A 13,932-nucleotide genomic window follows, 5' to 3' on the forward strand; every position below is an offset into this window, starting at 1 on the left:
GGTGCTTGGTTACGGTGTGGAGGGTTTGCTCTCGACCCGTTACAGCCCCTCAGAAAGTCCCCTTCCTGGTAGCTCGGCGAACGACCAGCTACGACCGGAACGGGTGGTTTCCAGCCCATCCGCTTCCGCGCGGAGATGAGGCGGAAGCGGACATTCGAGGGTTCGTCTCAGGCCGCGCGAACGGTGGCGAGGAAGCGGACGACCTCGGCGGTGAGGTGCTCAGATTGGCGAGAGAGTTCCGACGCCGCCCCGAGCACTTGGCTCGCTGCCGCGCCGGTGTCCTCCGCCGCGCTCGCCACGCCAGAGATGTTGCCGGTGACCTCGCCGGTGCCAGCCGCCGCCTGGGCGACGTTGCGCACGATTTCCTGCGTCGCCGCGCCCTGCTCCTCGACGGCGGCGGCGATCGAGGTGGCGACGCCGCTAATCTCGTGGATCCGCCCAGTGATGCCGGCGATCGACGTGACCGCCTGCCCCGTCGAGGCCTGGATCTGCGCGATCTGGCCGGAGATCTCCTGCGTCGCCCGGGCCGTTTGCTCGGCCAGCACCTTCACCTCGGAGGCGACCACCGCGAAGCCCTTGCCGGCCACCCCGGCCCGGGCCGCCTCGATGGTGGCGTTGAGGGCGAGGAGATTGGTCTGGCCGGCGATGTTCGAGATCAGCCCGACTACGTCGCCAATCCGCGACACGGCGTCGCTCAGCTCCCGGACGCGGGCGCCGGTCTGATCGGCCTCACTCACCGCGAGCTGCGCGAGGCTGGCCGATCCCTGCACCTGTCGGCCGATCTCTTGCACCGACGAGCCGAGTTCCTCGGCCGCCGCCGCGACAGTGTTGACGTTGGACGCGGCTTCCTCGGCCGCCGCCGCCACGGTCGTCGACTGGCTGGCGGTTTGGGTGGCCGTGGCGGTCATCGCTTGCGCGGTCGCCTGCAGCTCGGTCGCTGAGGACGACACCGTGCCGATGATCCCGCCGACCGCGGCCTCGAAGCCGTCGGCCATCTGCCGCATGCCGGCCTTGCGCTGCTCCTCGGCGGCTAGGCGCGCCTGCGCGGTCTCCGCCTCGAGCTGGCGCGTCCGGATCAGGTTATCCTTGAACACCTGGACGGCCGCCGCCATCGCGCCGACCTCGTCGCGGCGCGCGCGGTGGGGCACCTCGCTGCCCGTGTCGCCCGCGGCTAGGATAGTCATCGCGCCCGTCATCGCCTGGATCGGGCGGGACACGCGCAGCAGCACGAACGCGGTCGCGCCGCAGGCCGCCAGCACGCTCAGCGCAATGGAAAGATAGGCCGTCAGGGTCGCAGACTCGGTCGCCGCCATGGCGCTGTCGGCATCCGCATGCGCGCCACGCTCGTTCAGAGCGACGTCCTTGGCCAGCGTGTCGCGGGCCGCATTATACAGATTGATGTTGGCTGGGTCGGCCATGAGTTGGATTCCGTCTGCGCTCTTGCCCGCCTCTGCGAGGCGAGCCGCCTCGCGGCCGACGGTCTGGTAGCGCTCCCAGGTGGCGCCGAACGCGGCGTAGAGCGCCCGCTCCTCGGCCGACGAGATTAGCGGCTCGTAGGCCGTCCGGGCGGCGGCGAGTGCCACCATGGCCTCGTCGATCTCCCGCGCGTTCTCGACCCGCTGATCGGGACTGCCGGACAGGGTCAGCGTGCGCAACTGCTTGATGCGGACCTCCGAAGCGGCGGCGCGGATGTTGGTGATCGCCACGACGGAGGGGAGCCAGTTCGTGGCGACGCCCGTGACGTTGGTCCGGATGCCCGAGAGCGTGATGGTCATTAGAACGGCTTGACCGGCGCACAGGAGCGCGAGGAGGCCGAAGGCGGCGAGAAGCGACGCTTTGACAGTCAGACGAAGGCGCATGATCCGGTCCTGGACGAGGCGTCCCGAACGCCGCGTCACCGCCTGCCGGAGCGCAGGGGATCGGGCAGCCGCACGGGCACGAAGAGGTAAGCCTGGGCCGACTGCCCGCCCTCACAGGTAGCCCGCCAAGCAACCAATCCTCCGCCCTGAAAACCTTAAGATTTGCGGGCGGCGTGAGGCCTGTCGGGTTATTCTCCCCTCAAATAAGCGTGATATTTCGGGCCGACGCTCGGCGTCGTGTCACTCCATCTACCGAAAGTTGCGGTCATGAAACTCTTTTCTCTGAGAGGTCGCGCCTACAGAAGGTGCTTATTTCTTCAAAGACAGAGCGTTGCGACACAGGGACTTGTTTTCTTTTAACGCTACACCACCGCCTCAATCTGAACCGCATCTTCATCATGTCCCTTCATTCGAATTTTAGGTGCAAGCGCTTATAGGAGGGCTATGATCTACGGTGCTGCCCGCTTAGCTGCCGACCACGCACTCGGCTTTGTTTTTACTGCCGTTGTCATCTGCCTCGCGGCTGGATGGCTAGTCGCTACTTTGATGCGTACGGTCAGCGATGCCGATCCTGCTTACCGATATCGCTGGATCGCGGGCACGGCGGTTGTTGCCGGCTTGGGCGTCTGGACGACTCATTTCGTCGCCATGCTGGGCTACCGGCCCGACATGGTGCTGACCTTTGACGACATGAGAACTATTGTCTCGGTGCTGATCGCCATTTTGGTCGCGGGCCTGCCGTTGGCCGTAGCTCGGCTTTTTCCATCGTGGCGGATCCGTGCTGTGGCCGGTGCGATTGCTGGGCTTAGCATCGTTGGGATGCACTACGCCGGCATGGCCGCGATTGAAGGATGCCAACAGACACATTCGCCGCTCATGAACGTTCTGGCTGCCGGTATTGGTGCCTGCAGCCTCGCGCTGGCTTGTGGCCTGCCGCGACGCTTGGCGACCCCCCGGGTAGTCTGCGCTCTTTTCACCCTCGCCGTTACTGGTACTCACTTCGTCGCGATTGCTGGCACGACGCTAGCGCGCACCCAGGGTTATAGCGGCTTCCCGCACGAGAATATTGTGCTCAGCATTTTCACCACTGCGGGGGCAGCTGTACTCTTCCTCGGGGCGTTCCTGACTATAATTGCAACACAACGCTTCGACGCCCAGGAGCGCGCCCATTCTTCGGTCCTGAGAACCGCACTCGACAATATGTCGAACGGCTTGTTATATCTCGACGCATCCGAGCGCGTGCGCCTGTACAATCGGCGTTACACTGAAATTTATGGTATTCCTGTCGATGTTGACCTAACAGGCAGAACAATCGACCAGATCATCGACATTGTCGGCAATTGCCATCATTGGACCACAGAGCGGCGCGTAGCGGCGCGCCAGCGTGTTGACGAATGGCGGAACGTCGAAAACTCGAGGCAAATCGACTATCCGCTTGAGGACGGACGCATTCTGCAGGTCGAGATCCGTCCGATCGAGGAAGGTGGTAATGTCGTTACCTTCGACGACGTCACTAAAGAGCGCGCGGCACAGCGCCGGATCGCGGAATTGGCCTTCTCCGATCCCCTGACCAAGCTCGCCAATCGCCGCGCCTTGAATGCGCGTTTGGATCGCGATTTTGTACCCAAGCGAGTCGTCAAGCTCCTGCTGATCGATCTCGATCGCTTCAAGCAGATTAACGATACATACGGTCACGTTGTCGGTGATCAGCTGCTGATACAGGTGGCCAATAGGCTGAGGACGATCGCGGGATCGGACGGGTTCGTAGCCCGGCTCGGCGGCGACGAGATGGCGGTGCTGGTCTACGGCGATCAGGCACAGGCAATGGCTGTCGCCACCGAGGTGATCGAGGCTATTGCCCTCCCGTACGGGATCAATGACCTCACAGTGTCGATTGGCTGCAGTATTGGCATGTGCTGCACGGATGATGCGCGCGATGCGATCGAACTCATGCAGTTCTCAGACATCGCGCTATACGAGTCGAAGCGGCAGGGTCGAGGTAGAACGAGCTGCTACACGCGCGACATGCTGAAGACCGTCGCCGATCGGGTTCAGCTTGAAACGGACATGCGAACCGCGATTGAACGTTGGGAGATGCATCTGGCCTATCAGCCGGTGATCTCACTCGTTGACGATCGGATCATCGGCTATGAGGCATTGATCCGTTGGGATCACCCGACACTCGGGGCTGTTTCCCCGGCCCGTTTCATCCCGTTGGCGGAGGAGACCGGACAGATCGTCCCGATCGGGGCTTGGGTGTTGCAGGAGGCGTGCCGACAGGCCGCTCAGTTACCAAGCGATGTCTACGTGGCGGTGAACGTTTCACCGGTTCAATTGCGCTCGCCGCAGCTTCTGTCCGATCTCACGCAGGCTCTAGCTAAGAGTGGCCTGCCAGCCAAACGGCTGGAGATCGAGCTCACGGAAACAGCGATCGTCGAGGATGGACCTCAGATAGCCAAGGTCCTGAACGCCATTCGCCGCCTCGGTGTGACGGTGGCGATGGATGATTTTGGCACGGGTTACTCATCGCTCTCACATCTGCGCGACTTGCCGCTCGACCGCATCAAGGTGGATCGTTCGTTCGTGGCCACGGCGGAGACGGATCGCCACTCGTTGGCTGTGCTGAAAGGCATCACGCATATCGCGCGCGCGTTGAATGTCGCGCTTCAGGCGGAAGGCGTAGAGACGCCATCGCAGCTAGCGCTCATGCGCGATGTCGGTTGCGACGCGATCCAGGGCTACTTAGTCGGACGGCCGCAACGATTGGTGGAGAGCACTGTGCCGATGGCTCTGTCGGCTTAAGTTTGCGACCGGGGGCCATGACCGTCCGGTTTCGGGGCGTGTTGACGACCATCTGTATGGCAGTGTTGGGTCGGAAGCGGAACGTCCGCTTCGAGGCTAAAGCTCAGCGCTCGCTCCCCAGCCACTAGAGACCCTCGCGCCGCCGGCCGAAGTATGAGCGGAAGGGAGCCTAGTAAACTCAGCTTGACCGGGAGAACGGCTTGCGGTAGTTCGGATCCTGCAGAGATTTAGAAGGCCCTGGCGACACCCGCCGGGGCCTTCATCGTTTCGGGCTGCGGCCCGTGCGAAACGGTGCGGCGGCGCTGAAGTCGCAGAAGCCCGGGCGAGGTCCTAGGTCAGCTCGGTGGATGTCCCATTGAGGCTCTTCGCCGGTGTCGCGCCCGGCCCACATCTTCCCCATCCGCTCCCAAAGCGGCTCATTTCTTGGTAGACTCGTTCCCATGACGGATCCGCGGCCGTGACCGAACGCGACATCGTCGAGCGATTGCACGGCCTCTGCCTCCTGGCGGACCGGTTGCGCGCTCCGAGTCACCGGCACACCCAGGAAGACTACGTCGCCGACCGAGACGAGTTCCGCGACCATGCCCGACGGTTCTACCGGGATCTGACCGGCAATTGGCCCGATCACGAGGCCGGATCGCCGCCCGCTCGCCGGGCACAGCTGCCGGTTCCGGCTGCGGTGCTGCGCCACCGGGAGCGCGTCCGAAACGCAGCGAAGACGACCTGATCGGCATCAGCGGGCCGGGCTCTGCTGAGGGGCATTACCGCCCGACCCGCTGACCCTACGAGAAGACCGTCTCAAGCCTCCCGCGCAGCCGTTCTATCGCGAGCACCTTTCATGGTCAGCTCGCGTGTTGTCGCTCCCCCCGTAATTCGGCCCGTCCACAACCCCGCTCCGGCGGGGTTTTCTTTTGGGGCGCCCATGACCGCCGCTCAGCGCTCCGCGCTCCTCGACCTGTGCGCCGCCATCCAGCGCTGCGACTGCGCGCCGGCCGACATCCGCTTCCGGGCGCACAGCCTCCAGTTTCGACTGGCGTTCGACCCCTCGTTTTTCCGCTCGATCTTCGGCTGAGGCTGACCGGATGCTGTTTCAGGACGCCCCTCCGCTGCGCGTCGGCGTGTCGGCGGATGCCCGGGCCCGCTCGGCAGCCGAAGGCATCGAGGAAGCCAAGCCCACCGCCGCCGAGAAGCGCCGCTCCGGCCGCACCCATCGTATGATCATGGGCCTCCCGTCGGATGGCGCGGTGGTCATCGTGCATTCGCCCTCCTGCGTGGGAATCTTCCGCGACACGATCGCGGCGATGCGAGGTCCAGAGGTTGCTGCCTGCACGCGCGTCGTGGCGGCCCCGAGCGTCGCCGATGAGCGAGCGGTGACCGCGCGCCTCAGCCTCCCGGTCTTCCGCGACCACTTCGTCGACGAGCAGCGCGAGCATGCGCGTGCCGTCCTGCAGGCCTCGCGCCTGTGATGTCCCGTCTCGTTGCGCGGATCGCGCTGCTGATCGGCTTGCGTCGTGTTGCGCCGGATCCGGTCCGGTCCTGGCGCGATCCCGCCCCGGCACTCTGCGTCGACCGCCCCGTCCATGCCGGGCGCGCCCTATCCGTAGGCGAAGCCCCCTGACATGGACGGCCTCATCCTCGACCTTCCTGCGCCAGAGCACGTCGCCCCGTTCGAGTCGCCGGTCTGCCTGTCGCCGCTGACCGCGCAGGTCCTGGTGCTCGCTCTGGTGATCCTGCTCTGCGTGGCGCTGTACCCCACCAAGGGTTGAAGATGTCGATCCGCAGCCTGCTGGCGCTCCTCATCCTAGAGATGGCGCTGGCCGCCGCGATCCTGCTCGGCGCCATCAGGCTCGGCGAGGCAGCGACGCTCGGCTGGCGCATCGAGGTCCAGGCTTGCACCAAGGCCTGCCGGGTGATGCTCGGCCGTGAGCGCACCGAGAGCAAGTACGTCTGCATGACGCGGGCGACCCGCATCGCCGAGTTCGCCGACCTCACCAAGCTGCTGCCGGCCGGAGCGCGGATCACCGCGCGCTGCCTGCCCGTCGAAGGGATGCCCGGCGCATGAACACGGTTTTCGCCCTGATCCTGGTGTGCGCCGCCTCGACCGCTCAAGCTGACTGCCAGCGCGACACTGCGCTCGACGTAATCACCGTGAAGACGCCCTCCGTCTTCGCCTGCATGATGGCGGGACAGGCCACCGTCGCCCGTGATCAGCTCCTCGGCGACGGGCGATACACAAAGATCGTGTGCGGCTCTCGCCCATGAGCCCGCGCCGGCGCCTCGCTTGGTCCAACGAGCTCGCCCGCATGGGCCATGATCGCTCGGCCCGCCCGGAAGTCCGCGAGGAACGCCTCGCCGTGGCACGGTGCTCGACCGTCGCCCTGTCCGCGTGGCGGGGGGTGGAGGTTCGACACGGCGACATCCTCGTTCTGCGCACCACGCAGAAGCTTCCGCAGGAAAAGGCCGCGGCCTGGTCGGACGAGCTGATCCGCCTCTGTGCGGCCTCCGGCGTGACCGACGTCACCGTCCTCATCCTCGACAACGCCGCCGAGCTCACGGTCGAGCGGCCTGCCACGCGCTTGGTGCAGCAGCACCGCGAATTCCCGCAACCGATGCAGGGCTGCTGACCATGGCGCAGGCAACAAACGATCAGCTTCTAGTCGCAGTGCGCGCCTATCGGATCGCGCGCCGCGCCGAGCTTCGAGCCTTCGACGCGAAGCTCGCTGCCGAGCGCGCATCTGTGGATGCCCGCGACGCGTATGATGCCGCGCTCGATGCCGGCAAGGCTGCACGTCGGGAACTCGATCGGCTTGCGGAGTTGGAAGACCAATCGGCCGAGCAGGCCTGACATGGCCCTCGTCCCGATCCTCAACCCCATCACCGGCCAAGTGGTCGTGATCGACACGGACCGGCCGACCGGCCGCTAGGCCCATGCTGAAGCTCGACGCCAGCGAGTTCGGTCTGAAGGCCGAGGCCGTCGGCCGCGCCGCCAAGCAGGTGCCGTTCGTCGCCGCCTTCGCGCTGACCAACGCGATGAAGGATGCCCGCGAGGCCGAGCGGGAGACCATGCGGTCCGTGTTCGACCAGCCGTCGAACTTCACGCTTAACAGCCTGATGGTCCGGCCGGCCACCAAACAGCGGCTCTCCGCCGAGCTCGGGTTCAAGGAAGGCAACGGCTCGATCCCGGCCTGGAAGTATCTCGGCCCTCAGGTCGCCGGCGGCACGCGCCGCCACAAGCGGTTCGAGGTCCTGCTGATCCGCAAGGGCCTGATGCTGGCGGGCGAGTTCGCGGTGCCCAGCACGCGTTGCCCGCGGGACGGCAACGGCAACGTGTCGGGCGCCTTCCTCACCCGCATGCTCTCGGCGCTCGGCGCCCAGTCCGACCGCCATCAGAACACCACGGCGCGTTCGAAGCGGCGCAACGCCGGGCGGAACGTCGAGTATGTCGTCTTCCGCGACCACGGGAAGGCGCCGAACGGGATCTACCTGCAGAAGGACAAGTTCGCTGTCCCGGTCTTCCTGTTCGTGAAGGGGGTCAGCTACAAGAAGCGCTTCCCCTACTACGAGAAGGCAGGCGCCGTGGTGCCCGTCGCCTACCGGAAGCATTTCCGGGCGGGGTGGGAGCGGTTCGTCGTCAACGATATCAGGCGAAAGTAGCGAATATCGCCGCATTGCTCGCGGCGCACCTCACGCTAGACTGAGGGCGAACCGGAACGGCGTTGAAGCACCGTACCGGTTCTGATCAAGGCCAGCGTTGGAGCGCGAGCTGTGGCTGAGACGGACCCTAACACGGTCGCCGAGAAGACGTGCAAGCGGTGCAGCGAGACGAAGACAGTCGAAGCCTTCAGTCGGGTCACCCGCCGGATCGGCGGCAGAGATCATACCTGCAAGGCCTGTAGGAACGCTGCGCGCAGCCCCGAAGCGCGCGCACGAAGTCGCGCTGCGACGAAGGCGTGGATGCGCCGAGAACACGAGCGCTTTCGCGAGATCAAGCGAGCGGAATGCGAGCGGCGGCGGCGGCGTCTCGGTATGCGGAAGCTGGCCGAGATCAGTGCAGAGGGCGCGACCCGACGCGCATCGGCTCATCAAACTGCGGTTGCACGCCGCGAGCAGAACCTCCGTGACCGGATCGCGGCCAAGCCTTGGTCCGATCCAACGCTCACGAAGGCTCAGTCTTTCGCTCTCCGATACAAGCTGGACCCAGACTTCAACCTCAAGCAAAGGCTGAGAGCGGCAGAACGGCGGCGTCAAAGAGGTTTGAAAATTAGCGAGCACATACGCGGCGCACTATGCCGCGATGGTGAAAGCGGGGTGGTTCTCCGAACGTTAGGCTACACGGTTGCTCAGCTTCGCCGGCATCTTGAACGGCAATTCACGGATGGGATGACCTGGGCGCGGTTCACCGCAGGCGATATCCACATCGATCACCGCCGCCCGCTCGCATCCTTCGATCTGGCCAACCCGAATGAGTGGCGTCACGCCTGGGCGCTCTCGAACCTTCAACCTCTCTGGGCACCCGACAACCTCGCAAAGGGTGCGAGGCTGACCCTGCTCCTCTGAGTATCATAGGAAAATATGCCGGGTCCCTCTGGGGCCCCGGTGCCAACGGGGGGAATTCGGACCCCGATGGTTCACCGTCTCTAAAATTTTGAAAACGGGGGTTGTTGTTGATGTCCGGCGCGATCGACGGTCGGCTGCTCAACCGCACCGAGCTCGCCAAGATCTTCGCCGTCAGCACCAACACCATCTCGACTTGGGTCGAGAAGGGTTGCCCCTACGTCGAGCGCGGCAGCAACGGCGTGGAGTACCAGTTCGACTCGGCGGCCGTGATCGACTGGAAGATCCAGCGCGCCGTCGAGAACGTGGCGATGAACGCCGGCGACGACAGCAGCAAATCGCGGCGCGAGGACGCGGACTGCCGCCGCGCGGTGGCCAACGCGGTCGTGGCCGAGATTGGCGCGGACGAGGCGCTGAAGTCCGTCGTCTCCCGGCACGATGCGCTCGCCGACCTGGCGACGTTCTGCCAGGTCCTCCGAACCGGCCTGTCGAACATGGCGGCTAAGATCGCCGCCCGCGCCACGACGATGGACAGCGCCCCCGAGATCGAGGCGCTGGCCCGCAAAGAAACCAACCGGGCCTTCGCCGCCGCGCGGCTTGAGCTCGGCCGCCGCTGGCTCCCGGAAAGCGACGCCGACGATGAGCCTGACGGACAGGATCAGCAGCCACCGGAGGGGTGAGTATCCGCGTGACGCTGCCGGCGCCGCCGGCCGACGTCGCCACCTGCCTCAAGCGGTCGTTCCCGGAGATCCCGGACCGGTCGCTGACCACGGGCGACGTCGTCCGGATCGTCGGCCGGGCCAAGGTCCTGGACCGCGCCAAGACGGCGTGTGGCGAGCGAGCGCTCGCTTGGATCGAGGCCGTGCGGCGCGACTTCGCCAAGCCCTGATCGAGCCCCGAACCCCGTGAAACTTTCACGGGGTTCGGGCGGCCGGTTGCCTCTCATTTACCCGACCCAACGCGGCTTGCCTCTCACCGGAGGCCGGTTCGTGCAAACCAACGCGCGACCGGAACACCGGCGCGCGGCTCTCCGGCCTTGGGGGCCAGGATCATGACCGCACAGCTCCAGCAGCAACAGCAGCCGCACTCGGCTGGCGATTACGCCGAACGGCTGGTGCGCGTCGAGAAGGACGTTGCCGGCCTCACGGCGGGATTGGCGTCTCTGACCGGCTCAGTCGAGCGTGGGTTCGCGGCACTGACCTCCGACGTGAAGGCGCGATCCACCATCAACTGGCAGCCGATCGCGATCCTGCTCGGCGTGCTGGGCTCCATCGGTACGATGGGCTTCACCTGGATCAACACTGGCCAGGGCCGCCTTGAGATGGCGATCGCCAAGGTGGAGACAGCCGCCCAGCGCTACGTCCCGCGCGAGGATCTGGACAACCGCTTCAACGTCGTCACGCAGCGCCGCGACGATCTCCAGCGCCTGACCGACAGCCGGATCGAGCGCGTCGAGCGCGATGTCGATGCGATCGCCAAGCAGGTGGTTCCACGCGGCGAACACGAGCAGATGTGGGCGGCCCAGCGTGCACGCGATGCGGATCTTCAGCGCCAAGCCGACCAGAACCGGCAGGGGCTCTACGACCTCAACACGCCGCGCGACACGATTCAGGGGATGCAGCGCCGGATCGACGAACTGGAGCGAGATGCCCGAGTGCCGGCGCGTCGATAGCGCTGCTTCACACTCCGCTACACACGGCTCTCGGCGCCCTGGCTTCGGCTGGGGCGCCTTTCGTCGTTTGGGTCTCGCCAACCCAGCCGCGCAGGGCTTTTTCTTTGGCGGTAGTTGCGATATCTCCGAGACAAGGTTCGGCTTTCCCCGCCCGGGGTGCCGAGCCTTAGGAGCCCGCCCGGTTCGCCGGCGCGGGCTTTTTCGTGCATTGGATCACGACCGAGGAATGGCTGCGAGGCGAGACGTGTGTGCTTAGCGTCGGCCTACACGCCTCAAGAAACCAAACAGACTTCTCTCCGAAGGAACCGTGCTCTGTTCGCTCTTCATTAAGTTAGACGGCTGATCATTGACGATATCGAATTTGGGAGCATTCATTACATACGGCTCGTCACGCATGTAACACTCCGCCATATACCGCGTAACTTCAGCAATAACATCTTCTTTAACATGGATGTTGTCATCGATATATGCGGCGCTGCCGAATGATGTTACAATCTCATAGCTCGGAAAATAGTCGACGCTCGGAAATTTGCGAACTAAGATCCCGGCCGCCACACGTAAGACAGACTTCGCGTAACTATTAGCTTGCACTGAGCCGATAGGGTTGAAAGTCGCTTCCAGCGGGACGGGGCTGACGGTAAGTAAAATATTCTTAACACCCGCATTCGAAATGAGTTCGATCGCACGGGACATTCGCGATACTACATCATCTACGTCGAAGGTATGCAACTCGAACCGCGTGTCATCTCCGCGAACTGCGGCGCGGCTTGGGGCCTTGTTGAGGTAGCACCCCTGAATACGATCGTACCATGCTTCAACCAAGCCCAACGTAATGATAACAACATCGGACTTGAGTAGATCGGCGTACAGTTCTGCGATCCGCTCTCGCCTGCGAAGCAGCCTCGGTAGCGGGATGGGCAAAGTCGCTACGTGCAAGAACGTGTCAATATAACCCTTGTCGGTCTCCTCTACGCCCATTCCTGGAGAGTAATTGAAGAGCCCAACAACGCTTTCAATTCTCTGCAGGATTGTGCCCGCGTTGTATTCGTTGAGGATTTGCGGCGCCGGCATCGGAAGCTCTGGCTCGGGACCCTCCAGGGCAAACCGTGAAACCGGAACATCGAACCCAAGCTCGACTAAAACCCGCTCGATATTACGAGCGAAACACGAGCCAATCGTAAATATCTTCGCACCGCTATCGAGGCCGAATTTTGGTGTTATGCGCGGGAATATGCCACCGTTCTTAAACAAATGAGCTTCGGTTTTGACAGGGATCCTCGCTTGATCCTTAGCGACATTGCCCTTTAGCGCACTGTATGCCTGTGATCCGGTGTATATCTGCATGGCGGTGTGCAGCTACCTTCCTCGACGCGCTTGCCCGTTCGCTCGGGATCGCTCCGCCTTCTAGCAACTATCGCGCTGGGTGTACGAGCCACATTTTATCCGGTGACCGCCACGCCAACTCCGTATGGGCTCGGCTCTCACGCTGGTGAGATCGGACGATTTCTGCAGTGATCAGATCGGGCGGGGCGAGCATTTGCCGTCGGGCATTCAAGGCATCGAGCCTTGTGCTTTGAGTATCCCCAACTCGGCAGGGCGCCTCCTGTCGCTCAGAAGGTGGGGCGTACGATAGCGATGTCGACGGCGTCGGGTACCATCCCGGGTCACGAGCCTTTATAACGGATCGGTCCTTGCGCTCCCGCACATGATCCCTCTGGATCTAATTGAGTTTCGCCCAATCTGCGCCGAGGTAACAGCATGGCGACCCCGGATAGCAGCAATTTTTCAATAAATGCCGATGCTTGCGTAACACAATAGGTGCAAATAAATGAAACTATCAGACGCACAGATCGCCCGATTATTAGGAACAAAAATCTGTTTCACATACGATAATGATGTAGCTCCTTGGATTAAGGACGGAATAATATCGATCCCGAAGGACAACGTTTTTGCCGAAGACTATTCATGCTATTTCATGCGTTCTGAATTTTTTACAATTGGCGCCTTTAGTTATTCATGGAGCGCGTTTCCAGAATTTGTTTCCATCGGAAGATACTGCTCAATCGGGGGCAGTGTAAGCATTTTACCCATTTCCCACCAGACGAATATGTTTACAACGTCATCACTGGTTTATCATACGAGATTTATGCCGCGCGCGAAGTACTATGAAGATATGGGCTACGACATGGATGATGGCATAGGACATTTCCATCCCACCAACAACGGAGATGTTATCATTGGCCACGACGTATACATTGGCGAGCATGTAACTTTAAGGAGAGGAATCAACATTGGCGACGGCGCTATAATTGGATCACGTGCAGTCATCACCAAAGATGTTCCGCCATACGCAGTTGTTGTAGGAAATCCCGGCCGAATTGTTAGATTTCGCTATAGCGACAAGCAGATAGCATCTCTAAACGACTTGAAATGGTGGGATTTCGACTTCAAGACTGTGCAAACCAAGACTCATCATACGGATATGGAACTTTTTATTGATCGTATGACGCATTTGATTGATAACAAAGAAATAAATCGTTTTCGCCCTTCCCGTAATTATATAGGTAAGTTGATTTCTCAATGATAGCATGGGAAAGAGCTGGGCTGACTTCTGTCTGAGAGTCAGCAACGATCTTTTTATTCGGTGAAATCTGATCTGTAACAAGATCGGACGCCCCCCCCCGCCCCGTGAGCTGATCGGGGCGGGGCCGAGCGAACGGTTAGCGGGCCGGCAACCATTCGGCCGTCCCCCCCCCTGGCATCGCAGACCTCCGCCCCGCCCTCGCCTCCTGGCGCGACCAGATCGACCGCTTGGCCGAGCACGCCTCGCCGTGCCGTCATCTCGCCCCGGGGAAGCGGAAGGCGGTGGGCGAGAATGCGCTGGCGTTTAACGACCAGCAAGGCCCCGAAGGGCACCGGCTCGGCTGGACCGCGCACGAGCTGTTCGGCGTGCATCCGACGAGCGGCACCCTGCGCGTGGACTCGTGCGGCGCCGTGCTGGTCGATAAACGCCAGCGCATTCTCGCGCACCGCCTTCCACTTCAC

The 13,932-nt window shown here is 62.9% G+C and carries 17 protein-coding genes and 1 pseudogene; 15 read left to right on the top strand and 3 right to left on the bottom strand.

Annotated features, from left to right (window positions below; translation table 11 throughout):
- Positions 1 to 167: 167 nt before the first annotated feature.
- Positions 168 to 1,859: a methyl-accepting chemotaxis protein gene (locus MKK88_RS13315; protein WP_244000394.1), complete on the bottom strand. Its 1,692-nt coding sequence runs from the start codon at positions 1,857 to 1,859 to the stop codon at positions 168 to 170.
- A 444-nt stretch (positions 1,860 to 2,303) separates the two neighbouring features.
- Here MKK88_RS13315 and MKK88_RS13320 point away from each other — a divergent pair, with 444 nt between their 5' ends.
- The 8 genes from MKK88_RS13320 to MKK88_RS13355 all read left to right on the top strand — a co-directional run bounded on the left by MKK88_RS13320 (position 2,304) and on the right by MKK88_RS13355 (position 7,285).
- Positions 2,304 to 4,661, top strand: a complete 2,358-nt coding sequence (locus MKK88_RS13320) for an EAL domain-containing protein (RefSeq protein ID WP_244000396.1) — start codon at positions 2,304 to 2,306, stop codon at positions 4,659 to 4,661.
- A 457-nt stretch (positions 4,662 to 5,118) separates the two neighbouring features.
- The gene (locus MKK88_RS13325; RefSeq protein WP_244000398.1) at positions 5,119 to 5,388 is read left to right on the top strand and encodes a hypothetical protein; all 270 of its coding nucleotides are present in this window, start codon (positions 5,119 to 5,121) and stop codon (positions 5,386 to 5,388) included.
- Between the two features lie 195 nt (positions 5,389 to 5,583).
- Positions 5,584 to 5,733, top strand: coding sequence for a hypothetical protein (locus MKK88_RS13330; RefSeq protein WP_244000400.1), 150 nt, complete (start codon positions 5,584 to 5,586; stop codon positions 5,731 to 5,733).
- 10 nt (positions 5,734 to 5,743) lie between these two features.
- Positions 5,744 to 6,127: a hypothetical protein gene (locus MKK88_RS13335; RefSeq protein WP_244000402.1), complete on the top strand. Its 384-nt coding sequence runs from the start codon at positions 5,744 to 5,746 to the stop codon at positions 6,125 to 6,127.
- Between the two features lie 153 nt (positions 6,128 to 6,280).
- On the top strand, positions 6,281 to 6,427 hold the full coding sequence (locus tag MKK88_RS13340; protein WP_244000404.1) for a hypothetical protein: 147 nt from the start codon (positions 6,281 to 6,283) through the stop codon (positions 6,425 to 6,427).
- A gap of 2 nt (positions 6,428 to 6,429) precedes the next feature.
- Positions 6,430 to 6,723, top strand: a complete 294-nt coding sequence (locus MKK88_RS13345; protein ID WP_244000406.1) for a hypothetical protein — start codon at positions 6,430 to 6,432, stop codon at positions 6,721 to 6,723.
- Complete coding sequence (locus MKK88_RS13350) at positions 6,720 to 6,923, top strand: hypothetical protein (RefSeq protein ID WP_244000408.1); 204 nt, start codon at positions 6,720 to 6,722, stop codon at positions 6,921 to 6,923. Before MKK88_RS13345 ends, MKK88_RS13350 begins: the two co-directional genes overlap by 4 nt.
- Entirely contained in the window at positions 6,920 to 7,285 is a 366-nt protein-coding gene (locus MKK88_RS13355; protein ID WP_244000410.1) for a hypothetical protein, read from the top strand. The genes MKK88_RS13350 and MKK88_RS13355 overlap by 4 nt, the downstream gene beginning before the upstream one ends.
- A 29-nt stretch (positions 7,286 to 7,314) precedes the next feature.
- Here the strand turns inward: MKK88_RS13355 and MKK88_RS13360 are convergent, their stop codons facing one another.
- On the bottom strand, positions 7,315 to 7,509 hold the full coding sequence (locus MKK88_RS13360) for a hypothetical protein (protein ID WP_244000412.1): 195 nt from the start codon (positions 7,507 to 7,509) through the stop codon (positions 7,315 to 7,317).
- 80 nt (positions 7,510 to 7,589) lie between these two features.
- Here MKK88_RS13360 and MKK88_RS13365 point away from each other — a divergent pair, with 80 nt between their 5' ends.
- From MKK88_RS13365 to MKK88_RS13385, 5 genes are all read left to right on the top strand, one after another.
- Positions 7,590 to 8,315, top strand: coding sequence for a hypothetical protein (locus MKK88_RS13365; protein ID WP_244000414.1), 726 nt, complete (start codon positions 7,590 to 7,592; stop codon positions 8,313 to 8,315).
- A gap of 300 nt (positions 8,316 to 8,615) precedes the next feature.
- Complete coding sequence (locus tag MKK88_RS13370) at positions 8,616 to 9,218, top strand: hypothetical protein (protein ID WP_244000416.1); 603 nt, start codon at positions 8,616 to 8,618, stop codon at positions 9,216 to 9,218.
- A gap of 110 nt (positions 9,219 to 9,328) precedes the next feature.
- Positions 9,329 to 9,895, top strand: a complete 567-nt coding sequence (locus MKK88_RS13375; RefSeq protein WP_244000418.1) for a terminase small subunit — start codon at positions 9,329 to 9,331, stop codon at positions 9,893 to 9,895.
- Entirely contained in the window at positions 9,892 to 10,104 is a 213-nt protein-coding gene (locus MKK88_RS13380) for a hypothetical protein (RefSeq protein ID WP_244000420.1), read from the top strand. The genes MKK88_RS13375 and MKK88_RS13380 overlap by 4 nt, the downstream gene beginning before the upstream one ends.
- 162 nt (positions 10,105 to 10,266) lie before the next feature.
- A complete protein-coding gene (locus MKK88_RS13385; RefSeq protein ID WP_244000422.1) occupies positions 10,267 to 10,887 on the top strand; it encodes a hypothetical protein in 621 nt (206 codons plus the stop codon).
- Positions 10,888 to 11,139: 252 nt separating this feature from the next.
- Here MKK88_RS13385 and MKK88_RS13390 read toward each other — a convergent pair whose 3' ends face one another.
- The gene (locus MKK88_RS13390) at positions 11,140 to 12,231 is read right to left on the bottom strand and encodes a GSCFA domain-containing protein (protein ID WP_244000424.1); all 1,092 of its coding nucleotides are present in this window, start codon (positions 12,229 to 12,231) and stop codon (positions 11,140 to 11,142) included.
- Positions 12,232 to 12,715: 484 nt separating this feature from the next.
- On the opposite strand from MKK88_RS13390, the gene MKK88_RS13395 reads away from it, so the two are divergent.
- Together MKK88_RS13395 and MKK88_RS13400 are read left to right on the top strand one after the other, a co-directional pair.
- Complete coding sequence (locus MKK88_RS13395; RefSeq protein WP_244000426.1) at positions 12,716 to 13,471, top strand: CatB-related O-acetyltransferase; 756 nt, start codon at positions 12,716 to 12,718, stop codon at positions 13,469 to 13,471.
- Between the two features lie 227 nt (positions 13,472 to 13,698).
- Positions 13,699 to 13,932, top strand: a pseudogene (locus MKK88_RS13400) (hypothetical protein); the annotation flags it as partial.

The organism is Methylobacterium sp. E-005 (genome assembly GCF_022829725.1).
Lineage (GTDB): Bacteria > Pseudomonadota > Alphaproteobacteria > Rhizobiales > Beijerinckiaceae > Methylobacterium.